This window comes from Streptomyces sp. Go-475, from assembly GCF_003330845.1.
Classification (GTDB): domain Bacteria; phylum Actinomycetota; class Actinomycetes; order Streptomycetales; family Streptomycetaceae; genus Streptomyces.
This window is the reverse complement of record NZ_CP026121.1, coordinates 6562515-6584770: the sequence shown is the minus strand read 5'-3', so window position 1 is coordinate 6584770 and position 22256 is coordinate 6562515. Positions and strand designations below refer to the sequence as shown.

At 74.3% G+C, this 22256-nt stretch carries 18 protein-coding genes and 1 pseudogene; 7 read left to right on the top strand and 12 right to left on the bottom strand.

What is annotated here, in order from left to right; genetic code table 11:
• Nucleotides 1–110: 110 nt before the first annotated feature.
• A pseudogene (locus C1703_RS30230) lies at nt 111–1791 on the top strand (hypothetical protein).
• Nucleotides 1792–1796: 5 nt separating this feature from the next.
• On the opposite strand, the gene C1703_RS30225 reads toward C1703_RS30230, so the two are convergent.
• Nucleotides 1797–2312 (bottom strand): YceI family protein, encoded by a 516-nt coding sequence (locus C1703_RS30225; protein WP_114255797.1) that lies wholly within the window; start codon nt 2310–2312, stop codon nt 1797–1799.
• 124 nt (nt 2313–2436) lie between these two features.
• Between C1703_RS30225 and C1703_RS30220 the strand changes: the two genes are divergently transcribed.
• The 6 genes from C1703_RS30220 to C1703_RS39385 all read left to right on the top strand — a co-directional run bounded on the left by C1703_RS30220 (nt 2437) and on the right by C1703_RS39385 (nt 9756).
• The gene (locus C1703_RS30220; RefSeq protein ID WP_114255796.1) at nt 2437–2937 is read left to right on the top strand and encodes a MarR family transcriptional regulator; all 501 of its coding nucleotides are present in this window, start codon (nt 2437–2439) and stop codon (nt 2935–2937) included.
• 69 nt (nt 2938–3006) lie between these two features.
• Entirely contained in the window at nt 3007–6126 is a 3120-nt protein-coding gene (locus C1703_RS30215) for an FAD-binding and (Fe-S)-binding domain-containing protein (protein ID WP_114255795.1), read from the top strand.
• Between the two features lie 199 nt (nt 6127–6325).
• Nucleotides 6326–7666 carry a hemolysin family protein gene (locus tag C1703_RS30210; protein ID WP_114255794.1) on the top strand — a complete coding sequence of 447 codons (1341 nt, stop codon included), beginning with the start codon at nt 6326–6328 and terminating at the stop codon, nt 7664–7666.
• Nucleotides 7663–8685 carry a hemolysin family protein gene (locus C1703_RS30205; protein WP_114255793.1) on the top strand — a complete coding sequence of 341 codons (1023 nt, stop codon included), beginning with the start codon at nt 7663–7665 and terminating at the stop codon, nt 8683–8685. The genes C1703_RS30210 and C1703_RS30205 overlap by 4 nt, the downstream gene beginning before the upstream one ends.
• Before the next feature lie 470 nt (nt 8686–9155).
• Entirely contained in the window at nt 9156–9383 is a 228-nt protein-coding gene (locus tag C1703_RS30200) for a hypothetical protein (protein WP_114255792.1), read from the top strand.
• Nucleotides 9384–9597: 214 nt separating this feature from the next.
• Nucleotides 9598–9756 (top strand): hypothetical protein, encoded by a 159-nt coding sequence (locus tag C1703_RS39385; protein WP_198678308.1) that lies wholly within the window; start codon nt 9598–9600, stop codon nt 9754–9756.
• A 19-nt stretch (nt 9757–9775) separates the two neighbouring features.
• On the opposite strand, the gene C1703_RS30195 is transcribed toward C1703_RS39385, so the two are convergent.
• The 11 genes from C1703_RS30195 to C1703_RS30145 all read right to left on the bottom strand — a co-directional run bounded on the left by C1703_RS30195 (nt 9776) and on the right by C1703_RS30145 (nt 22225).
• The gene (locus tag C1703_RS30195) at nt 9776–10867 is read right to left on the bottom strand and encodes an acyltransferase family protein (RefSeq protein WP_114255791.1); all 1092 of its coding nucleotides are present in this window, start codon (nt 10865–10867) and stop codon (nt 9776–9778) included.
• A 141-nt stretch (nt 10868–11008) separates the two neighbouring features.
• The gene (locus C1703_RS30190) at nt 11009–12574 is read right to left on the bottom strand and encodes an ATP-binding cassette domain-containing protein (protein ID WP_114255790.1); all 1566 of its coding nucleotides are present in this window, start codon (nt 12572–12574) and stop codon (nt 11009–11011) included.
• A complete protein-coding gene (locus C1703_RS30185; RefSeq protein WP_114255789.1) occupies nt 12571–13377 on the bottom strand; it encodes an ABC transporter permease subunit in 807 nt (268 codons plus the stop codon). The genes C1703_RS30190 and C1703_RS30185 overlap by 4 nt, the downstream gene beginning before the upstream one ends.
• Nucleotides 13374–14306, bottom strand: a complete 933-nt coding sequence (locus C1703_RS30180; protein ID WP_114257654.1) for an ABC transporter permease — start codon at nt 14304–14306, stop codon at nt 13374–13376. Before C1703_RS30180 ends, C1703_RS30185 begins: the two co-directional genes overlap by 4 nt.
• Nucleotides 14307–14410: 104 nt before the next feature.
• Entirely contained in the window at nt 14411–15976 is a 1566-nt protein-coding gene (locus C1703_RS30175; RefSeq protein ID WP_114255788.1) for an ABC transporter substrate-binding protein, read from the bottom strand.
• 15 nt (nt 15977–15991) lie between these two features.
• Complete coding sequence (locus C1703_RS30170) at nt 15992–16786, bottom strand: class I SAM-dependent methyltransferase (protein WP_114255787.1); 795 nt, start codon at nt 16784–16786, stop codon at nt 15992–15994.
• A complete protein-coding gene (locus C1703_RS30165) occupies nt 16783–18018 on the bottom strand; it encodes an MFS transporter (protein ID WP_114255786.1) in 1236 nt (411 codons plus the stop codon). Before C1703_RS30165 ends, C1703_RS30170 begins: the two co-directional genes overlap by 4 nt.
• Nucleotides 18002–19054 carry a dipeptide epimerase gene (locus C1703_RS30160; protein ID WP_114255785.1) on the bottom strand — a complete coding sequence of 351 codons (1053 nt, stop codon included), beginning with the start codon at nt 19052–19054 and terminating at the stop codon, nt 18002–18004. Before C1703_RS30160 ends, C1703_RS30165 begins: the two co-directional genes overlap by 17 nt.
• On the bottom strand, nt 19051–20139 hold the full coding sequence (locus C1703_RS30155; protein WP_114255784.1) for a pyridoxal-phosphate dependent enzyme: 1089 nt from the start codon (nt 20137–20139) through the stop codon (nt 19051–19053). Before C1703_RS30155 ends, C1703_RS30160 begins: the two co-directional genes overlap by 4 nt.
• Nucleotides 20136–20972 (bottom strand): DUF364 domain-containing protein, encoded by an 837-nt coding sequence (locus C1703_RS30150; protein WP_114255783.1) that lies wholly within the window; start codon nt 20970–20972, stop codon nt 20136–20138. Before C1703_RS30150 ends, C1703_RS30155 begins: the two co-directional genes overlap by 4 nt.
• Complete coding sequence (locus C1703_RS30145) at nt 20969–22225, bottom strand: ATP-grasp domain-containing protein (protein ID WP_198678307.1); 1257 nt, start codon at nt 22223–22225, stop codon at nt 20969–20971. Before C1703_RS30145 ends, C1703_RS30150 begins: the two co-directional genes overlap by 4 nt.
• Between the last annotated feature and the right edge of the window lie 31 nt (nt 22226–22256).

Genomic DNA, 22256 nt, shown 5'->3' with positions numbered 1-22256 from the left:
GGACTCTTCACCTCCGTCCGGGCCCCGCTCACCGGCGGCGATTAGCGTCCTGCGGCGTGTACTCGGCAGAAACGACACTGGTGGTGCCCGGCCCGCGCACGCAGTCGGCGGTGTCCGCGGCGCCGCCTCCCCCGGCCCAGTGGCACCGTGTCCTGACCCTGCTCGCCGACATCAGTCTGCTGATCGGTACGCGCTCGGTGTGGACGTCGGCGGCCAGTCACCGGCCGGCCGTGGCCGCGGTGATCTCGGTGTGCTACGCGTCGATCCTGGCGTGCGGGGTGCTGGCCCTGGTCGTCCGCCGGGCCCGGTCGCTGGCCCGGGTGGACCTGTGCGTGCTGGTGACGGGCGTGACGCTCGTCCTGTGCGCGTGGGTGATGCTGCACAACGGCTCCGACGAGGCCCTGCTGACCACCCAGGCGGCACGCGAACTGGCCGCGGGACGCCCGGTGTACGGGCAGCCCTGGCCCTGGCTCTTCGGCCACGGCGTGGCCCTGACCCCGACGGTGACCGGCGGCTACGACCTCACCTACGGCTATCCGCCGCTGGCGCCGCTGCTGGCCGCGCCACTGCTGTGGCTGGGTCACGGAGGGACTCCGGCGACGGCGGTGAGCACGGGCGCGCTGATCACCGGGACGGTCGTGCTGTGGCGGATGCTGCCGGCGCCGTGGCGGTCGGCGGCGACCATGGTGTGCCTGGGCTTCGGGATGCTGCCGTCGTACGGGCGGCTCGGCTACCCGGCGATCGTGGCGCTGGCCCTGCTGGTGCCGGTGGTGGTGCGCTGGCCGCGGACGGGTGAGGGAGGCGGGCTCGGGGCGGCGGGTCTGGCCCGGGCCGCGTGCCTGGGGGCGGCGTGCGCGGCGCAGCAGCTGCGCCTGGTTCCTGGCGCCGTTCCTGCTGGCCGGGATCTACGCCGTGCGGCGCGGTGAACTGGGCGGGCGGGCGGCGGCGCTGGTGGTGCTGCGGTTCGCCGGTGCCGCGGCGACGGTGTGGCTGCTGATCAACGCGTACTTCCTCGTGAGCGAGCCGGGCACCTGGCTGAGGGGGATCGCCCTGCCGCTGACGCAGGGCGCGGTGCTGCACGGCCAGGGCGTGGTCGACGTCTCGCTGTACCTGACGAACGGCAGCGACCGGCTCGACTGGTACTCCCGCGCGAGCCTGCTGCTGTTCGCCGGTCTGCTCGCGCTGTTCGTGCTGTTCGTACGGCGGCTGGGCCCGGCCGCGACGGTCCTGCCCTGGTGCGCCTTCTACCTGGCGACCCGGTCGCAGGACGGCTACTACCTGATGATGACGCCGCTGTGGCTGGCGGCGGCGGTGACCGCTCCGGCGTCGGCGTTCGCCCGGGCGTGGCAGCCGCGCCCGCGTCCGCTGTCGGGGCAGCGGCGCCGTCCGGCCCGTTTCGCCGCGGCGGCGCTGCTGCTGGCGCCCGCCCTGACCTGCGCGGTGGTGGCGGCGACGGGCACACCGCCCCTGCGCATGCAGGTCACGGCGGCCCGGCACCCCACCCCGGGGACGGTCTCCCGGCTCACCCTCCAGGTGACCAACACGGCCGGCACGGCCCTCGCCCCGCACTTCACCCTGACCCTGGGCCAGGGCATGGACCCGTACTGGCGGATCGTCCGGGGTCCGCGCACCCTGCCCGCGCACAGCACCGCCCGGTACGAACTCCGGCCGCCCTCGGGACGGTTCCGGCTGCCCGGGCCGCATGCCCGGATCCGCCTGCGGGCGTTCACGGCCTCGCCGCAGACGCTGTCGAGCGCGGATGTGCAGGGGGAGGTGCGCCGGCCGGGCTGAGGGGGTCAGGCCGTGGCCCGGGTGAAGCGGAGGGTGGCGGTGACCGTGGTCCGGCCGCGGATCATGCCCAGCTGGTTCCAGCCCATGCCGAACTGATCCCGGTCCACGCTGAACTCGGTGTCCAGGGTGAGGCCGGTGGCGTCCGAGTCCGTCAGGCGGGCGGTCAGGGACAGCGGCCTGCTGATGCCGCGCACGGTCAGCTGGCCGACGACGTGCACCTGGTCGCCGTCGCGGAGCTCGGCGCTGCGGGCCGCGAAGGTGATCCGGGGGTGGTGGTCGGCGTCGAAGAAGTCGGCGCCCCTCAGGTGGGTGTCGCGCTTGGCGTTGCCGGTGTCGAGGGAGGCGACCTCGAAGGTCAGGGTGCCGACGGCGGACCCGTCGGGCCGGACCTCGCCGGTGCCGCCGAGCGCGCCGAAGGTGCCTTTGACGTTGACGAGGCCCCACATGGTCCTGTGCTGGACGCCGACGGTCGAGGCGGTCGCGTCGAGCTGCCACAGTCCGGTTTCCACGGCGACGGTCATGGTCTTCTCCCACTCATCTGTCGTCCAAATTTGGATGACTGTTTCGGATGACCGCACGCTAGCCGCTCGTCCAAAATTGGACAACCCCCTTCTTCAAATTTGGACAACGGGTACGCTTGAGCACATGGCCGCCTCTCCGGAACACCCAGCCGACCAGCCCGAATGCCCCTCGGGAGGCGGCGGGCTGCTGCCCGCCGAGCTGCGCGCCTGGATGCTGCTGCTCGCCGCGACCGGGGCCGTGGAGCAGCGGCTGCGCGCGGTCGTGAAGGAGACGCTGGACGTCTCGCACGACGAGTTCCTGGTCCTGTGCCTGCTCGCGGAGCAGCCCGAGGGCGGTCTGCGCATGACGCGCGTCGCGGAGCTGCTGGGCCGCCCGAAGACCCGCCTCACCTACCAGATCGCCTGCCTCCAGCACGCCGGCCTCGTCACCCGCCGGTCGGTGTGCGGGGACAAGCGCGGCGTGGAGGTCGCCCTCACGGACAAGGCCCGCCGCCTGCTCACCGAGGCCTCCGGCCCGCTCGCCGAGACGGTCACGCAGGCCCTTCCCTGCTTCATGGGGCCGGACCAGCGCGCGGCCCTGTTCGGACTGGTACCGGACCTGGCGGAGGAGTCCCGCAAGGACTGAGGCCGGGTTCGCCGGAACGCCGCCGGGGGTACCCGGCGCCTGCTCGTCCCCCCACAGCAGGAGGCCTCCATGGTCGCGTCCGACCTGCCCGACCCCGTCGTACGTCACCCGCTGGGCGGACCGCCCGCCGACCCCGGGGCACTCGCGCAGGCGCTGCGCGAACGGGTCGACGGCGAGGTGCGGTTCGACGCCGGGAGCCGGGCCGCGTACGCGACGGACGCCTCCAACTTCCGCCAGACGCCGATCGGCGTGGTGCTGCCGCGTACGCCCGAGGCCGCGGCCGAGGCGGTGGCCGTGGCGCGGGAGCACGGGGCGCCGGTGCTGTCCCGCGGCGGCGGGACGAGCCTGGCCGGGCAGTGCGCCAACACGGCCGTGGTGATCGACTGGTCGAAGTACTGCCACCGGCTGGAGTCCGTCGACACCGAACGCCGCACCTGCGTCGTGCAGCCCGGCATCGTCCTGGACGAACTCAACCGGCAGCTCGCGCCGACCGGGCTGCGCTACGGCCCCGAGCCCGCCACCCACCCCAACTGCACGATCGGCGGCATGATCGGCAACAACTCCTGCGGCGCCACCGCCCAGGCGCACGGCAAGGTCGTCGACAACATCGCCCGCCTGGAGGTGCTGCTCTACGACGGCACCCGCTTCTGGTGCGGCGAGACCAGCGACGAGGAGTACGCCCGGATCGAGCGGCAGGGGGACCTGCGGGCGGCCGTGTACCGGCAGTTGCGGGAACTGCGGGACACCTACGGCGACGAGATCCGCCGGCGCTTCCCCCGCATCCCGCGCCGGGTCTCCGGCTACAACCTCGACTCCCTGCTGCCGGAACACCACTTCGACGTGGCCGGGCTGCTGGTGGGCAGCGAGTCGACGCTCGTCACCGTGCTGCGGGCCGAGCTGGAACTCGTGCCGGTCGTGCGGGAACGCACCCTCGTGGTGCTGGGGTTCCCGCGGATCGACCGGGCCGCCGAGGCCGTGCCGGACATCCTGCCGCACGAGCCGATCGCCCTGGAGGGCGTCGACGACCGGCTGATCCACGACCAGCGGCTCAAGCACCTCAACCCCGAGGCCCTCGGCGAACTCCCCGACGGGCGGGCCTTCCTGATGGTGCAGTTCGGCGCCGACACCGTCGAGGAGGCGGACGAGCGGGCCCACCGGATGCTGGACGCGCTGCACGAGACCGAGCACGCCCCCGAGGTGGCGTTCCTCGACGACCCCGTCCACGAGCGGGAGCTGTGGCAGGTGAGGGAGTCCGGCCTCGGCGCCACCGCGCACGTGCCGCACCGCCCCGACACCTTCGAGGGCTGGGAGGACTCGGCCGTGCCCCCGGAGCGGCTCGGTGAGTACCTGCGCCGGCTGCGCGGGCTGTACGAGGAGTTCGGCTACCTCAGCGACACCGGGCCCAGCCTGTACGGCCACTTCGGGCAGGGCTGCGTGCACACCCGGATCCCCTTCGACCTGTACACCGCCGACGGGGTGGCCGCCTACCGGCGGTTCATGGAGCGGGCGGCCGATCTGGTCGCCGAGTTCGGCGGCTCGTTCTCCGGGGAGCACGGCGACGGGCAGAGCCGGGGCGAACTGCTGCCCCGGATGTTCGGCGAGGAACTGGTGACGGCGTTCGGACGGCTGAAGGCCGTCTTCGACCCGCTGAACCGGATGAACCCCGGGAAGGTCGTGGCGCCGTACGGGCTGGACGAGAACCTGCGCCTGGGCGGCGACTGGGCGCCGCGGCGGGACGGGCGCGACACGCACTTCCGCTTCCCGTACGACGGCGGCTCCTTCGCCGAGGCGGCGAACCGCTGCGTCGGTGTCGGCAAGTGCCGGCAGCTCACCCACGAGGGCGGCTCGGTGATGTGCCCCTCGTACCAGGTGACACGGGAGGAGGAGCACTCCACGCGCGGACGCGCCCGGCTGCTGTTCGAGATGCTCGACGGGCACGGCGACAGCGCGATCCGCGACGGCTGGCGCTCCGAGGAGGTCAAGGACGCCCTCGACCTGTGCCTCGCGTGCAAGGGCTGCAAGAAGGACTGCCCGGCCGATGTCGACATGGCCACCTACAAGGCGGAGTTCCTGTCCCACCACTACGCGGGCCGGCCCTGGCGCCGTCCCCGCTCCGACCTGTCGATGGGCTGGCTGCCCGCCCTCGCCCAGGCGGTCGGGCGCACCCGGCTCGGCCCCGCCGTCAACGCGCTCACCCACACCCCGCCCCTGTCGAAGGCGGCGGTCGCCGTCGCGGGCGTGGCGGACCGGGAAGTGCCCCTGTTCGCCGGGCAGACGCTCCAGCAGTGGTTCCGGAAGCACGAGCCCTCGGGCGACGGGCGGCGCGGGACGGTCCTGCTGTGGCCGGACACCTTCACCAACCACTTCCACCCGCACATCGGCCGGGCCGCCGTCGCCCTGCTGGAGCACGCGGGCTGGCGGGTCGAGCTGCCCGCCGAGCCGCTGTGCTGCGGCCTGACCTGGATCTCCACCGGGCAGCTCGGCACCGCCGAACGCGTCCTCACCCGGACCGTGCGCAGGCTCGCCGGGCACGTCCGGCCGGGGGGTCTCGTGGTCGCGCTGGAGCCGAGCTGCACGGCCGTGTTCCGCTCCGACGCGGCCGAGCTGTTCCCGGGCGACCGGGACGTACGGCGGCTGCGTGAGCAGACGGTGACGCTCGCCGAACTGCTCACCGAGCACTCCCCCGGCTACGAGCCCCCGCGGGTGCCCGACCGGTCCGCGCGGGCGCTGGCGCAGGTGCACTGCCACCAGCACGCCGTACTGGGCTGGGACGCCGACCGGGAGCTGCTGCGGCGGGCCGGGGTCGACGCGGAGCGGCTGGAGTCGGGCTGCTGCGGGCTGGCCGGCGACTTCGGCTTCCAACGCGGCCACCTCGACGTCAGCGAGGCGTGCGCGGAACAGGTGCTGCTGCCGCGGCTGCGCGCCGAGGACCCGGAGACGGTCGTCCTCGCCGACGGCTTCAGCTGCCGTACGCAGATCCACGAGCTCGACAGCGGCGGACACGAGGGCGTGCACCTCGCGGAACTGCTGGCCGCCGCGCTCCCCGGCGCCCCGGGCAGCGCGTACGGCGTCGCGCCGGACGCCCGCCCCGCGTCCCCCGGGCGGCTGGGCCGGGGCCTCGCGCTCGCCGGGGCCGGGGTGGCCGCCGCGGGTGCCGCCGCCGGGCTGGTGCGGGGGCTGCGCCGCTGAGCCGCCACGCGCCGGGCGGCGTTCTCTACACCGTCGTAGAATCCGGGAACACGGGCGCGACGCCGAGCGTTGACCCGGAGACACACCCACGCATAAGGAGCCACTTCTTGTCCGCCAGATCGACGGACCCCCCGGGGCACAGTCCCGGACCACCTCGCCACGGCACCAGTGATCGCGGCACACGGCGGGGTGGTGTCGGATGAGTGCCGCCGAAGCCCTGTTGGGCCTGCTCGCCGTGTTCGTGCTGACCGCTGGCACCGGCTACTTCGTCGCCCAGGAGTTCGCCTACGTCTCCGCGGACCGGCTCACCCTCGCGCGCGAGGCCGAGGCCGGGGACCGCAGAGCCGCCCGTGCCCTCAGGGTGCTGGAGCGGCTGTCGTTCATGCTGTCGGGCGCGCAGCTCGGCATCACCGTCACCGGGCTGGTCGTCGGCTTCATCGCCGAGCCGTCGGTGTCCGCGCTGCTGCGGCCCGCCCTGTCCGGGATCGGCCTGCCCGACGCGGCCGTCAGCGGCGTGTCCGTGGTGCTGGCCTTCGTGCTGGCCACGGTCGTGCAGATGGTGCTGGGCGAGCTGGCGCCGAAGAACCTCGCCATCGCCGTGCCCGAGCGGCTGGCGAAGGCCCTGGCCCCGTCCACGCTGGCGTATCTGAAGGTCGTCGGCCCCGTCGTGCACGTTTTCGACAGCGCGGCGAACAAGCTGCTGCGCAGGGTCGGGATCGAGCCGGTCGAGGAGCTGCACCACGGCGCCACGCTGGAGGAGCTGGGCCATCTGATCGGCGAGTCCCACGAGCAGGGCGCGCTGCCCGAGGACACCGCCGCGCTGCTGGACCACGCGCTGGAGTTCTCCGAGCGCACCCTCGACGAGGTGATGGTGCCGCGCGCCGACGCCGTCTTCGTCCGCAGGGACGCGGACGCCGAGGAGGCGATCGGCCTGATCGCCCGGCACGGCCACTCCAACTACCCCGTCCTCGGCGACCACCCGGACGACATCGCGGGCGTGCTGGGCGTGCGCGAGCTGACGGCGCTGCCCGCCGCGCGGCTCGCCGGCGCCACAGCGGGCGAGGTGGCCCGCCGTCCGCTGCTCCTGCCGGACACGCTCGCGCTGCCCGACGCGGTGACGCGAATGCGGGAGCACGACGACGAGTTCGCGGTCGTCCTCGACGAGCACGGCGGCGTCGCCGGCATCGTCACCTACGAGGACATCGCCGAGGAGCTGGTCGGCGACATCGCGGACGAGTCCGACACGGTCACCGTGCTCGCCGTCGCGGACGGCGACGGCTGGCTGGTGGACGCCGGCCGCCGGCTGGACGAGGTGGCCGAGGCCACCGGGGTCCGGCTGCCGGAGGATGACGACTACGACACCGTGGCCGGACTGGTCGTGGACCGGCTCGGCCGCTTCCCGACGGTCGGCGACCGGGTCACGGTCGGCCTGCCCGAGGGCGGCCGGGCCGTGATCGACGTGCGCACGCTCGACCGGCACGTGGCCGACCGCGTCCGCGTCGCCGTGCTCGCGGACGCCGAAGCCGAGGAGATGGCGTGAGTTTCCCGACGGCGGTCTTCGTGACCGTGCTGCTGCTCATCGGCAGCGGCTTCTTCGTGGCGGCCGAGTTCGCGCTCGTCGCCGCCAAGCGGCACCGCATGGAGAAGGCGGCGGCCGAGGGGCGGCGCGGCGCCGGCGCGGCCCTGGCCGGCATGCGCGAGCTGTCGCTGATGCTGGCCGGCGCCCAGCTCGGCATCACCGTGTGCACGCTGGGCCTCGGCTCGGTGTCCAAGCCGGCCATCTCGCACGAACTCGACCCGCTGCTGCACAAGCTGGGCCTGCCCGCCGCCGTGTCCTACGGCGTCGCGTTCGCCGTGGCGATGGTCGTGGTGGTGTTCCTGCACATGGTGGTCGGCGAGATGGCCCCCAAGTCCTGGGCCATCGCCCACCCCGAGCGCTCGGCGATGCTGCTGTCCCCGCCGTTCCGGGCGGTGGTGCGGGCCGTGCGGCCGCTGATCCGGCTGCTCAACGCGGTGAGCAACGCGCTGGTACGGCTGTGCCGGGTGGCCCCGCGCGACGAACTGGCCTCGGTGCACAACCGGGAGCAGCTGACGCACCTGGTGGAGGAGTCGGAGCGGCTGGGCCTGATCAGCGCGACCGACTCGGAGCTGCTGACCCGCTCGCTGACCGAGCCGGAGACACCGGTGGCCGCGCTGCGGATCCCGGCCGGCGAGATCACCTGGGTGGAGGGCGGCTCGGACATCGAGGCGCTGCTGCGGACGGCCGCCGCGCACGACCGCACCCGGCTGCTCGTCCGGGAGAACGGCGTCGTCCTCGGCTCGGTCCACGCCCGGGACGCCCTGGTCGCCCGGGCCCGGGGGCGTGCCGGGACCGCGCGGGAACTGGCCCGGCCCGTGCCCGCGCTGACGGAGGACACCACCGTCGCCGACGCCATCGAGGTGCTGCGCCGACGCCGGTCCTCCCTGGCCGTCGTCCGCGACAGCGCCGGCCGCCTCACCGGCCTGGTCACCCTGGACGACCTGCTGGCGCGCCTGCTACAGCCGTCCGCGACGACCTGACCGGGCAGGGCACGCCTACGGGACGGCCCGGCCGGGTCCCTACGGTCCGGCCGGGCATCCCCACGGGGCGGCCGGGCGGGGCGGCGCGGCGGCATCCAACATCCAGCACATCTGCACAGCGCGGGTCGGCGGGCGGTGGGCGGAACAGATCCGCCGCTCCGTTCCCCGCGCGGTGCGGGGAGTTGGCGCCGAAGTGCCCGCTTCCTGAAACGGAGCGCAAGAGTCCGGCGTGCGGCCGGACGACGGGCCGTGTGAAGAAATCGGGGTGGCGCGTGACCTCGTGGTCACAGAGGTGAAGGCATTCCCGGAAAGGCACCGTGCGCGGCCGGAACGCGGCTGGCCGTCTTCCCGGGTAAGTGCTTTGATCTTGCGCACGGCGGAGCCGCCGGTGCGGAATCCCGGTTCTGCAATCCGGCGACCCCCCACGCTCGCCGCTCTTGCGAGATATTCACGTGAAGGGAAACACCCCCATGAACCTCACCCCTCGGGTCGACACCGCCGAGCTGTCCGACGCCGACCTGGAGCTCGTCTCCGGCGGCAACGCGGGCGTCGGCGCCTCCGCGAACCTGGTGGGCGGCCTGTCCGCCGGCCTGGTCGAGCCGCTGACGGCCGAGGCCTGCGCCGACCTCCAGGCGGTTCTGTCGCCGGCGGGCGCGGCGGCGAGCGGGAGCGCCGGCGTTCACACGACCTCCCTCTGAGACGTCGTCCCGAAGGGCCCCGGGAATTCCCCGGGGCCCTTCGCGTTGGCCGTTCGTCCTCCCCGCGGTCGCAATAGGGGGAATTCGCGAAGCACGTGACGGAATTCTGGACACCACGGGGGCGGGTAACACCACGGCAGGGCATGGCGCAGACTTACACGGGCCCCCCAGACCCCTGCTGTGAAGCGATAGGACCAACCCTGTGAAACCCGACGTGACCCGGAACGAAGAACTGCCGATCTACGAGAGCCTCATCCGTGAACGCGGTGACGTCGTGGAGGAGGCCCGTGTGGTGGCCGAAGAGACGCAGCACCAGATGACCCAGGCCCTGAACGGGCACGTCGCGCCGCCGAGCGAGCCCGAGGCCCACTGACCCCGGCGCTCGCTCCGCCTCACCGCCTTCCCTCCGCGAAGGCCCACGGCATCGCCGGTTCCGTCACGCAGCGGAACACCCGCCGTACGGACGGCGTGCACAGCGCGGTCATCACCCCGGCGGCCACGGCGGTGACGAGGAGCACACCGGCGGGCCGGCCGACCCAGGCCGGCTCGTACCAGCCCCAGTGCTTGGCGGCCTGGGCGACGAAGCCGTGCAGCAGATAGCCGTACAGCGTGCCCGCGCCCAGGGCGGTGAACCACGTCCGGCGCCCCGGCACCCAGGCGAGGAAGCAGGCCACCAGGACCGCCGAGCAGCCGAAGGCGGCCAGCGTCATCAGGGGCCCGTACCAGGAGGGGGCGGCCAGCTCCCGGGCGCTGTTCGCGTGGAAGAACCAGGCGTAGTCCATCCGCGGCACGGCCCAGTACGCCACGCCCAGCGCGCAGAGGGCCACCGGCACGGCGAGGATCCGTGCGGTGCGCTGTCTCACCAGCCGGAAGTGCTCGGGCCGCAGCAGCAGGCCGAGCACGAAGTACGGCAGGAACTGCAGGGTGCGCTGCAGGTCGAGGTCGGGGCCGAGGGACGGCGTGAGCGTCGCCAGCGCCGCGATACCGAGGGCGACCGGCAGCGGCCACCGCACGAGCCGCCACACCGGCGTCGTCAGCCGCCAGACGAACAGCGCCGCCAGGAACCAGGTCAGGTACAGCGGGTCCAGCAGGCTGACCGGCCGGTCGGGGTCCTGGCTGGTCCACCGGGTGAACAGGGAGTACGCCGTCTCGAACACCACGTACGGGACGACGACGCCGGTGACCAGGCGTCTCAGCCGTGCGGGGCTGCCGTCGAAGGTGCGCGAGAAGTAGCCGGAGATGATGATGAACGCCGGCATGTGGAAGGCGTAGACGAGCATGTAGAGGGCCGTGACGGTCCTGTTGCCCGCTCGCAGCGGCTCCCAGGCGTGCCCGACGGCCACCAGCACGATCGCCAGGTACTTGGCGTTGTCGAAGAAGGCGTCCCGCTGCCGGGGCGGGCGGCCCGGTGCGTCCCGCTCCCCGGTCCGCGGCGCCCGGGCCGCTCCGGCCGCCGGGCGGGCCGTGGCCACCGTGTCACTCACGGGCCCTCCCGGGGGTCCTCGAAGCGGCTGTGCCTCGTCCGGCCTGGGGTAAGGGGGTGGCGTCTGCGCAGAACATCGCCCGCACCCTAATCACAGGGCGACGCCCTGGTTCAACTCGTAAGGGACGGGACCGGCTTCGGGTCATGCCCGGGTATACGTGCCGAGGCGGTCGATCGTCTCCCGGAGGGCGAGCGTGAAGGGGTGCCGCGGCTCGGTCAGGACCCGCCGGGCCGGGCCCTGTTCGACGATTTCGCCGCCGTCCAGGACGGCGATGCGGTGGGCGAGGGCCGCCGTGGCCGGGTCGTGGGTGATGAGGACCAGGGCGAGGTCGCCGCGGTCGCGGACCAGGGCGGCGAGCAGGTCGAGGATGCCGCGGCGGGTGACGGTGTCGAGGCCGGAGGTGATCTCGTCGCAGACCAGGACCCGGGGGTGGGCGAGGAGGGCGCGGGCGAGGGCGGCGCGCTGGAGTTCGCCGCCGGAGAGCTGGCCGGGGCGCCGCCGGGCCAGTTCCTCCGGCAGGCCGAGCCGGGCGAGGGTGGCCGACGCCTCGTCCGTCGCCGCCCGCTCCTCGGTGCCCCGCAGCCGTACCGCCGTGCGGGCCACCTGGTGCAGGACGGGCCGGTGCTCGTCGAAGGCGGCGCGGGCGTCCTGGAAGACGTACTGCACGGCGGCCAGTCGGTCCCGGCCGCGGTGGCGCAGGCTGCGCGGCAGGGGCGTGCCGTCGAGGAGGATCTCGCCGTCGTGGTGGCGGTGCAGGCCGGCGAGGCAGCGGCCGAGGGTGGTCTTGCCGCTGCCGGAGCGGCCGACCACGGCCAGGCACTCGCCGGGGTGGAGCGCCAGGTGCGGGACGCGCAGGACCGTGGTCCGGCGGTCGTGCACGGCGGTCAGGTGCTGTACCTCCAGGGTGGGTCGGCCGGTGTCGGCGGGTGCCTCTTCCCGCGGCGCCGCGGGCTGTTCGGCGAGCAGCCGGCGGGTCCACTCGTGGCGGGGTGCCTCCCACAGCCGTGCCACGGGGCCCGACTCGACGACCCGTCCCGCGCGCAGGACGAGGACCTCGTCGGCGAGGTCCCGGACCACGTCGAGGTCGTGGCTGAGCAGCACGACCGCGATGCCGCGGGCCGCGAGCGCCGCGAGCTGGTCGACGATGCCGCTCTTGGTGACCGGGTCCTGGCCGGTGGTGGGTTCGTCGGCGACGACGACCCGGGCGCCGAGGAGGAGGGCCTGGGCCAGGACGACGCGTTGCTGCTGGCCGCCGGAGAGCTGGTGCGGGTAGCGGCGCAGCAGCGGTTCGGCGTCCGGGAGCCGGGCGTCGGACAGGGCCCGCAGGACCAGTTCCCGGGCCGCCGCGCGGCGTTCGGACCGGGGCAGGTGGCGTACCCGGGGACGGGCGAGGTCGTCGAGGAGGGCGCTGACGCGGCGGGCCGGGTTGAGGACGGCTGCCGGGTGCTGGGGCACGTAGCCCACCCGGCCGTCGGCGGGCCGGCGCACCTCGCCCGTGACCCGGGCGCCGGGCGGGTACTCCCCCAGCAGCGCCAGGCCGGTGGTGGTCTTGCCGCTGCCGGAGGCGCCGACCAGGGCGGTCACCGTGCCGGGGAGCACGCGCAGGTCCACCCCGTCGACGATCGGCCGGCCGTCGATCTCGACGCGGAGGCCGTGGAGCGCGGCGACCGGCTCCGGCGGGGTGGTCGGGTCCGTCTCGTCGTTCACGGCCGCCGTCCCTTCCTTCTCGGGCTCTTCTCCAGGGCGGCGTCGAAGAGCAGGTTGGTGCCCGTCGTCAGGGCGACGATCAGCAGGGCGGGCACGACCACGGCCCAGGGCTGGACGAAGAGGCCCGTGCGGTTGCGGTCGACCATGACCGCCCAGTCGGCGGCGTCCGGGGCGACCCCCACCCCGAGGAACGCGGCCGTCGACACCAGGTACAGCACACCGGTCAGGCGGATGCCGGCGTCGGCGGCCAGGGTGCGCAGGGCCGAGCGGCCGACGTAGCCGACGGCGACGCGCCACCACGACTCGCCCTGCATGCGCAGTGCCTCCACGGCGGGCCGGGCCGCCGCCTCGGCCGCCGCGGCCCGGACGATCCGGGCGGCGTCGGGCACGTTCACCAGCGCGACGAGCAGCGCGAGCCCCACGGCCCCCGGCGAGAACACGGACGCCACCAGCAGCACGAGCAGCAGCGACGGTACGGCGAGCAGCACGTCCAGCGGCCGCATCAGCAGCTCCTCCAGCCGCCGTGCGTGGGTGACCGCGCTGACGAGTCCGACCGGGAGGGCGACGAGGTAGGCGAGGGCCGTCGCGGCGAGCGCGGTCAGCACGACCGTGCGGCCGCCGTGCAGCACCTGCCGCCAGACGTCCCGGCCCACGAAGTCGGTGCCGAGCCAGTGGCCGCCGCCGAGGGTGAAGGAGGCGGCGCGCGGGCCGGGTGCACCGGCGAACAGGGGCCCGAGGAGGGCGAGGAGCAGCGGCACGGCGACGACCGCAGTGCCGAGGAGCAGCCGGCGCGGGGCCGTCATGCCGCCACCCCCGCCCGGGGCGTCAGCCGGTACGCCACCACGTCCGCGGCCAGGTTCAGGACGACGGTCAGCACGCCGAACACCACGGCGAGCCCCTGCACCACCGGCACGTCCCGTTCGGCGACGGCGTTGAGGAGGACGGTCCCGAGGCCGGGGATCACGAACAACGCCTCCACGACGATGACGCCGCACAGCAGCCAGTCGATGGTGCGGGCGAGCTGCTGCGCGGCCGGGGCCAGGGCGTTGGGCAGGGCGTGGGCGTAGTGGACGCGGGCGCCGGGGACGCCGTAGCGGCGGGCGTGGGCCGCGTACGGCGAGGCGAGCGCGTCGACCATGCCGGCCCGGACGAGGCGGGACAGGGAGCACACGGGGCGGGAGAGCAGGACCAGCACGGGCAGGACGAGCACCGCCGGGTGGCCGACGAGGTCGGTGCCGTAGCCCACCGCCGTGGGCGGCAGCCAGGCCAGTTTCAGCGCGAACACCGTCACCAGCAGCACGCCCAGGGCGAACTCGGGTACGGCGTACACGGCGAGCGTCACGGAGCTGACCAGCCGGTCGATCAGCCGCCCCTCGTGCCGGGCGGCGAGCACGCCGAGGCCGAAGCCGAGCGGGACGAGCAGGGCGAGGGTGAGCGTGGCCAGCAGCAGGCTCGGGCCGAAGCCGTCGGCGATGTACTGGGCCACTGGGCGCCCGGAGGTGAGGGACGTGCCGAGGTCGCCCCGCAGCAGGCCTGCGGCCCAGTCCGCCAGGCGTTCGTGCGCGGGCCGGTCGAGGTCCATGGCCTCGCGGATCGCGGCGATGCGGGCGGGGTCGGGCTGGTCGCCCGCCAGGGCGACGGCGGCGTCGCCCGGGAGGGCCTCGGTGAGGGCGAAGACCAGGAGGACGACGGCGATGGTCTGGACCAGGCCGAGGAGGAGGCGCCGGGCGATGAAGGAGCGGAGAGCGCCGCTCGACGTGCCGCGATGGGCTCTCACGTATCCGCGGCGCCGTCGTGGCTTGTCACGCGGTTCCCCGCGCCCCTTTGGGGCGCTGCTCACGCCAGCCATACCTTGTCGAAGCGCGCCCAGTCGAGGGTGTTGGCCGGGGCCTTGGTCTCCACTCCCCTCACCTTGCGGGACGTGCCGAGGATCCAGTCGGCGAAGCCCCAGATCAGGAAGCCGCCCTCGGTGTAGAGGCGGCGCTGCATCCGCTCGTAGACGGCGGCCCGTTCGGTCTTGTCGCGGGTGGACTGCGCCTGCTGGTAGAGGGCGTCGAAGTCCTTGTGCCGCCACTGGGTGGCGTTGGTGGTGGAGTCGGTGAGGAGGCGCTGGGAGATGTGGGCCTCGATGGGCATGGCGCCGGAGCGGTAGCAGCACAGGGTGCCGCCGTCGAGGATGTCGCTCCAGTAGGAGTCCTTGCTGCCCGTCTTCACGTCGATCGTGACGCCCGCCTTGGCGGCCTGGTCGCGGAAGATGCTCGCGGCCTCGGTGAAGCCGGCGGCGACGGCCGAGGTGTCCAGGGTGACCTTGAGCTTCTCGGCACCGGCCTGCTTGAGCAGGGCGCGGGCGCGGTCGAGGTCCTGCTCGCGCTGGGGCAGTCCGGCGGCGTAGTACTCGTAGCCCTTGCCGAAGAGGTCGTTGCCGACCTCGCCCGCGCCGGACAGGGCGCCGGCGACGAGTTCCCCGCGGTCGGCGATGAGGAAGAACGCCTCCCGGACGCGCTTGTCGTCGAAGGGCGGCCGGTCGGTCTTCATGCAGAACGCCTGCATGGCGCTGTTGCGCAGCCGCACGATCTCGATCTGGCCCCGGCCCTCGTGGGCGCGGGCGGTGGTGGGGTTGAGTTCGTGGGCGTACTCGACCTGGCCCGCGAGGAGGGCGTTGACGCGGGCGGACTCCTCGTTGGCGACGACGAACTCGATCTCGTCGAGGTGCGGGGCGCCGTCCCAGTAGTCCTCGTTGCGGCGGAAGACGGCGGAGCGGCCGGGTGTGAAGGACACGAACCGGAAGGGGCCGGAGCCGATCGGCTTCTTGTCGAAGTCGCCGGCGTGCTCGGGGATGATGTACGCGCCGAACGCGGCCAGGACGTTGGGGAATTCGGCCGTGGGGCGCTTGAGGACGAACTCGACGGTCCGGGCGTTCGTGGCGCGGCTGGCGTCGAGGTCGATGGGTTCCAGGGACGCCTTGGCGCGGAACGCCTGCTTCGGGTCGGCGATGCGGCGGTAGCTGTGCAGGACGTCCTGGGCGGTGACCGGCTTGCCGTCGTGGAAGGTGGCCTCGCGCAGGGTGACCTGCCAGCGGTCGAGGGTCTTGTTGGACTGCCACTTCTCGGCGAGGCGGGGCTGGGCGGAGAGGTCGGCGCCGTAGTCGGCGAGTTTGTCGTAGAGGGCCTTGGCGCGGGCGACGTCGGCGAACAGGTTGGCCAGGTGCGGGTCGAGGGTCTCGCTGGCGCCGCCGCCGGCGAAGGCGGCGCGCAGGCGTCCGCCGCGCTTCGGTGTGCCGCCGCCGGTGCCGGCCTTGTCGTCCGTGCCGCCGCCGCAGCCGACGAGGGTGAGTGCGGCGGCGCCGGTGGTGGCGGCGAGGAAGCCGCGGCGGCGCAGGCCGGGGAAGCGTTCGTCGTACATGTCTGGTCCTTCGGGTCAGTGGGTGAGCGTGCGCGCGACGAGGTGCAGCCGGTCCGCGTCGGTCTTCCGGCCGGGCATCTCGCCCTCGGTCCAGGGGGGTTCGGTGCGGGGGCCGGGGCCGTCGTGGAGTTCCAGCACCTCGAATCCGTGCGCGGCGAGGAGGTGCCGCAGCTCCTGCGGGAAGAGCAGCCGCCAGGCGGAGTGCTGGGTGACGGGCGCTGCTCCGTCGTCGGTGGTCCAGACGCGGGTGCGGCGCAGGAGCTGGGCCGTGCGGTCCACCGTGAGCGTGGTGGTGGACCGGTAGGCCGTGCCCTGCCAGGTGAACTCGTTGACCGCGGGCCGGTCGAGCAGGTCGGTCCGGCCGAGGAAGTAGGCGCCGTTGCGCATCTCGGCGACGAGCAGGCCGCCCGGTGCGAGGGCCTTGTGGCAGGAGGTGAGGAAGCCGTCGAGCTGGTCGTTGGTGTGGCAGTACAGCAGGGAGCTGTCCAGGCAGACGACGGCGTCGAAGGTGCCGAGGTCGAAGCCGTGCAGGTCGGCCCGGACGTACGCGGGGCCGGGATGGTGCGTGCGGGCGTGGGCGAGCATCGCCTCGGAGAGGTCGGCGCCGGTCACCGTGCGGCCGGCCCGGTGCAGCCCGGCGGCGTCGCGGCCGGTGCCGCAGCCCATGTCCAGCACGCGCGGCCCGGCGCCGTGGCGGCGCAGGCAGTCCTCCGTCCACCGGGCGGCCAGCCGCTCGGCGTCGGGGAAGCGGGCCTCGTACAGCGCCGGGTTGTCGGTGAGCAGGTTGCCGCTCTCGGCACCTCCGGTCACGCCTTGCTCCTCTCCCCCGCCGGGGCGGGGACCTCCGGGGCCGGGCTCGCGGGCAGGGCGCCGAGCCGGCGCAGCCAGGCCACGCCGAGCGCGGAGGCGAGACCGAAGCAGGCGCAGCACACCCAGGGCAGCCAGGCGGCGCCCTGCTCACCGGTGTCCATGGCCCAGCCGACGGCGGTGTTGCCGAGGGCCGCGGCGACGCCGGAGACGACGTAGAAGATCCCGAAGTAGGTGCCGGTCAGTTCGGGGCGGCCGAAGCCGGGGATCAGTTCCATCACGAACGGCTGGGCGATCATGACGCCGATGTAGAGGAGCAGGGCGCCGGCCAGGACGGGTACGACGCCCGGCAGGAAGGCCGGCGGCAGGAAGCCCAGTCCCATCACCGTGAGGCCGGCGGCGATCCAACGGCCCCTGCTGCCCCGGGTTTTGAGGCTCCTTGTGATCCGCAGCTGGAGCGCCAGGTTGGCCACCGTGCCGACGAGGAAGACGATGCCCGCCGCGCCGTCCCAGCCGGTGGCTTCCCTCGCCCCGGCCGGCAGCAGCAGGTACAGCTGGTTCTCCAGGGTGAACATGCCGACCATGGCGAGCGCGAAGGCCAGGAACGCGCGGTTGCCGAGCACCTCCCGCCAGTCCCCGAGGACGCTGCCGCCGCTGGGTTCGGCCCTGCGCGCGGGCAGGACGAGGGCCTGCGCGACGGTGAGCACCGCGAAGATGCCGGCCGCGGTCAGCGCGGACGTGCGGAAGTCGACGAGGAGCAGCACGCTGCCCAGCAGCGGCCCGACGAGTGCGCCGGTCGTGGCGAAGACGTTGAACAGCGCGAAGGCCTCCGCCCTGCGCTCGCCCGCCTCCTGCGCGAGGTAGGCCCGCACGGCCGGGTTGAACAGGGCCCCGGCGACGCCGCTGAGCACGGAGGCGGCGAGCAGCACGGCCAGCCCGTCGCCGAGCGCGAACAGCGCGAAGCCGAGGGTGCGCAGGGCGCAGCCGGCGATGATGACGCCGCGCGCGCCGAGCCGGTCGGAGGCGGAGCCGCCGATGATGAACAGGCCCTGCTGGCTGAGGTTGCGCACACCGAGGACGACACCGACGACGGCCGCCGACAGGCCGAGGTTCTCGGTGAGGTGGGTGGCGAGGTAGGGGATGAGCAGGTAGAAGCCGGTGTTGACGCCGAGCTGGTTGACCAGCAGCAGCCGTACGGCGAGCGGGAAGCGCTTCATCTCATGCCACGTCTTCACGCGCCGCCACCTCCTCGACGCCCAGTCCGGGAAGGCCGCTGGTGCGTACGGTGCCGTCGGTGCCGCCGATCCCGGTCCACGGGTCGTGGGCGAGCAGCAGGTGCCCGTCGAGGTCGGTCCAGCGGGCCCGGTCGGCGAGGTGGACGGCCGGGGCCAGTCCGAGGGTGCTGGCGGTGAGGCAGCCGAGCATCAGCGCGGTGCCGCTGCCCTCGGTCAACTGGGCGATGCGCAGGGCGGCGTGCACCCCGCCGCATTTGGCGAGTTTGACGTTGACGCCGTGGACGCGTCCGGCGAGGCGGCGGACGTCCTCCAGGTTCACAGCGTCCTCGTCGGCGATGACGGGCAGCGGTGCGCGCCGCGCGAGGGCGGCCAGGGCCTCCGGGTCGCCGGGGGCGAGGGGCTGCTCGACGGCCTCCACGCCGAGGTCGGCGAAGCGCGGCAGCAGGGCGTCGGCCTGCGCCGGGGTCCAGGCGCCGTTGGGGTCGAGGAGCAGCCGGGCTCTGGGGGCGGCGTCGCGGATGACGCGGACGCGCTCGATGTCGTCCTCGGGGTCGGGGGCGCCCGCCTTGACCTTGATGACCTCGAAGCCGCGCGCGGCGAGGCCGCGGGCCTGCGCCGCGGCGTGGACCGGGGCCGTGATGCCGATGGTGCGGGCGGTCGCGGCGACGGGCGGCGCGGCGGCGCCGAGGAGGCGGTGCACGGGCAGGCCCGCGCGCTTGCCGGCCAGGTCGAGCAGCGCCGACTCGACGGCGGCGGTGACCGCGGGCGGGGTGTCGCCGCCGGGCAGCTCCCCCGCGCGCAGGGCCTCCAGGGCGCTCTCGGGGTCGGCGAAACGGCTCAGGTCCACGGCCGTGAGGAGCCGGACCAGCGTCTCGGTACCGAGTCCGTAGTACACGCTGGTGACGGCCTCGCCGTGACCGCGCAGTCCGTCGTGCTCGACGGTCAGCCACACGGCGTCGCGTGCGGCCATGGTGGAACGGGAGATGCGCAGCGGCTCGGCGAGGGCGAGGCGTACGGTGCGCAGGCTGGACTTCACGGGCTCTCTTTCCGGAGGGCGGGGGCGGCGAGGGGGTCGCTGACGCGGGTGCAGCGGACCCAGCCGGCGGCCTCCGCCGCGTAGGGGTGCGGGATCTCGACGGGCCGGGTGGCGGCGGTGGCGGGGTCCAGGCCGTGGGCGGTGGTGAAGTCGTCGTCGTAGACCGTGGAGAGGTAGCGGTGCGGGCCGTCGGGGAAGACGGTGGCGACGACCGCCCCGGGGTGGACGCGGGCGGCCCAGGCGGCGACCCGGGCGGCGGCGCCGGTGCTCCAGCCGCCGCTGACGAACGCGCCCCGGGCGAGGCGGCGGCAGCTGTCGACGGCCTCGGCGGGGCCGACCCAGTGCACCTCGTCGAAGGCGTCGTAGGCGACGTTGCGCGGGTGGATGCTGCTGCCGAGGCCGCGCATCAGGCGGGGCCGGGCGGGCTGGCCGAAGATGGTGGAGCCGGTGGCGTCGACGCCGATGAGCCGCAGGGCGGGCCAGTGGCGGCGCAGCGGGCCGATGATGCCGGCGCTGTGGCCGCCGGTGCCCACGCTGCACACCAGGATGTCGAGGTGGTCGAGCTGCACGGCGAGTTCGGCGGCCAGGGAGGCGTAGCCGGCGGTGTTGTCGGGGTTGTTGTACTGGTCGGGCCAGTAGGCGCCGGGCAGTTCGGCGAGCAGGTCGCGCAGCAGGGCGAGGCGGGCGGCCTGCCAGCCGCCCTGCTCGGCCGGGCGGTCGGCGATCTCCAGCCGCACGCCGTGGGAGCGCAGCAACTGCCGCATGGACGGCTCCAGTTCGCGGTCGCCGACCAGGACGATCGGATGGCCGAGGGCCTGTCCGGCGAAGGCGAGTCCGATGCCGAGGGTGCCGGAGGTGGACTCCACGACCGGGGCGCCGGGTTGGAGTTCGCCGCGCTCGCGGGCGCCGAGCAGCATCGACACGGCGGCCCGTGCCTTCATGCCGCCCGCCGCGAGCCCTTCGAGCTTGGCCCAGAAGCCGGGGTGGGGGCCGGGCAGGTCGGCGGTGACGCGGGCCAGCGGGGTGCGGCCGAGCAGGGAGAGCAGTTCCCGGCGGGCCTGCGGCCGGAGTGCGGTGGTGGTCATCGGCCGCCTCCGGGACAGGAGCCGCGGTAGCGGTGGACGACCCCGGGGCCGCCGTCGAGCCAGAAGAACGGGTAGGGCTCCGCGCACACCGCGCTCACCCCCTGGCCGAGGAGGCGGGGCAGTACGGCGCTGCCGGTCTGGGCGAACATCACGAGCTGCTTGCCGTGTGCCTGGGCGTGCCGCCGCAGCGGTTCGAAGGTGCCGTTGCCCAGGGTCATGCCGGAGACGAGCAGCGCCTCGCACCCGTCGGCCGCGGCGAGCGCGTCGGTGGCCACCGGCTCGCCCCACTCGGTCGCGCCGCCCTTGAGGTCGCAGGGGACGTAGCGCAGGCCGCGCGAACGCAGCGCTTCCAGCAGGGAGTTGACGACCCCCACCACGAGCACGGTGCCGCCGGGCGGCAGGTCGAGCAGCTCGACGACGGCCTCGGCCCGGGCCCGGGACTTCTCCAGCGACGACCCGGCGGGCAGCGGCACGGGCGCGGCCCCCTGGTCCGGGGTGTGCGGCAGGACGTGCATCAGGTAGGCGTCGAGGGCCGCCACGCGCACCGGCGGCAGCGGGTGCTCCAGCAGCGAGGCCACGTCCGCGCCGACACAGTCCTCGACGGCGCTGTCCGGCAGTGCCCCGGGCTCGACCGCGCAGGAGCCGACGGCTTCGGCGAGGCGCAGGCTGAGGACCTCGTTGCGGTAGCCGGTGCCGCGCCCGGCGTGCCGGACGGCCTGCCGGGTGGTGAAGGCGACGGAGACGCGCAGGGCGGCCGGGTCGGGCCCGAGGGCCCCGTCGCGCACCCGCGTCACGAGGTCGTCGTAGGGCGTGCCGGTGAGGGCGGTGGTCATCGGATCACCAGCCCCGGGCGGAGCCCGTCCAGCAGGGCTTCGACGCGTGCGCGGGCCCCGGGCCCGTCGGCGTCGCCGGCCATGACGTGCCCGAGGTACTCGTTGTTGCTGCCGGCCGCCTTCACCGCCCGGCCGGGCTCGGCGAGTTGGACCTCCAGCACCCCGGGCAGGTCGCGCAGCCCGCTGCCGTCCAGGGCTTCGAGGGTGCCCGAGGTCTCCGGCACCAGGAAGCCGATGGCGGCGCTGCGCAGCCCGGTGTCGGTGTGCCGCAGGTCGGGTGCGCGGCCCAGGGCGACGTCGACGAAGGCGGCGGCCAGGTCGATGCCGGTGACGTGGCGTATGAGCTCGGTGATGCGGTTGCCGGCGGGCCGGGGGTTGACCTCGACCACGCGCGGCCCGGCGGAGGTCAGCTTGATCTCCGTGTGGGCGACGACCCCGTCGGTCAGGCCGAGGGCCTTGAGCGCGGCCAGGGCGGTCTGTTCGGCGGCCTCGGCGTCGGCGGGTGCCAGGGCGGCCGGGAACATGTGGCCCGTCTCGACGAAGGCGGGCGCCCCGCCGACGCTCTTGTCGGTCACGCCCACCACCTGGACGGCGCCCGCGTACGACACCGTCTCGACGCTCACCTCGGGGCCGTCCAGCAGCTCTTCGAGCAGCACCGCGGGTGTGCGCCGCTGTCCGCGGGCGTTGACCGGGAAGTCGGCCAGGGCCCGGTAGGCGGCGGCGAGCTGTGCCTCGTCGTCGACCCGGCGCACGTACATGCCGGCGCACAGGTCGACGGGCTTGACGACGAGCGGGTAGCCGATCTCCCGCGCCGCGCGCGCGAGGTCCGCCCACTCCTCGCGCACGGCGAAGCGCGGGCCCGGGACTCCGGCGTCGTCGAGGACGCGGCGGGTGGCGTCCTTGCGGCAGGCGTTCTCCACCGCCTCCGGGCCGGGGCCGGGCAGTCCGAGACGGCCCGCGATCCGGGCCACCGCGGGCAGGTAGTAGTCGCAGGACGTGACGACCCCGTCGAAGCCGAGCACCTCGTGCAGCCGCTCGACCTCGGGCAGCAGTGCCTCGATGTCGTTGGTGTCGGCGGTGATGACGTTGCGGGCGCCGAGCAGCGGGTGGGCGGTCCCCTCCGGTGCCGAGCGCAGGTAGTGGTGCAGGTCGCGGGTGAGGAAGGTGAACGTGTGCCCGTTCTCCCGGATCGCCCGCGGCAGCAGTCTGCTCATGGAGCCTACCCAGCTCTCGACCACCAACAGATGAGCCACAACTCCCCCTTTTCCACGATGAGTTCGAGGC

Coding starts and splice junctions, on each gene's coding strand:
- C1703_RS30175 (WP_114255788.1), bottom strand. CDS start 15,976: ATGTACGACGAACGCTTCCCCGGCCTGCGCCGCCGCGGCTTCCTCGCC.
- C1703_RS30200 (WP_114255792.1), top strand. CDS start 9,156: ATGAACCTCACCCCTCGGGTCGACACCGCCGAGCTGTCCGACGCCGAC.
- C1703_RS30185 (WP_114255789.1), bottom strand. CDS start 13,377: ATGACGGCCCCGCGCCGGCTGCTCCTCGGCACTGCGGTCGTCGCCGTG.
- C1703_RS30220 (WP_114255796.1), top strand. CDS start 2,437: ATGGCCGCCTCTCCGGAACACCCAGCCGACCAGCCCGAATGCCCCTCG.
- C1703_RS30225 (WP_114255797.1), bottom strand. CDS start 2,312: ATGACCGTCGCCGTGGAAACCGGACTGTGGCAGCTCGACGCGACCGCC.
- C1703_RS30210 (WP_114255794.1), top strand. CDS start 6,326: ATGAGTGCCGCCGAAGCCCTGTTGGGCCTGCTCGCCGTGTTCGTGCTG.
- C1703_RS30150 (WP_114255783.1), bottom strand. CDS start 20,972: ATGACCACCGCCCTCACCGGCACGCCCTACGACGACCTCGTGACGCGG.
- C1703_RS30215 (WP_114255795.1), top strand. CDS start 3,007: ATGGTCGCGTCCGACCTGCCCGACCCCGTCGTACGTCACCCGCTGGGC.
- C1703_RS30155 (WP_114255784.1), bottom strand. CDS start 20,139: ATGACCACCACCGCACTCCGGCCGCAGGCCCGCCGGGAACTGCTCTCC.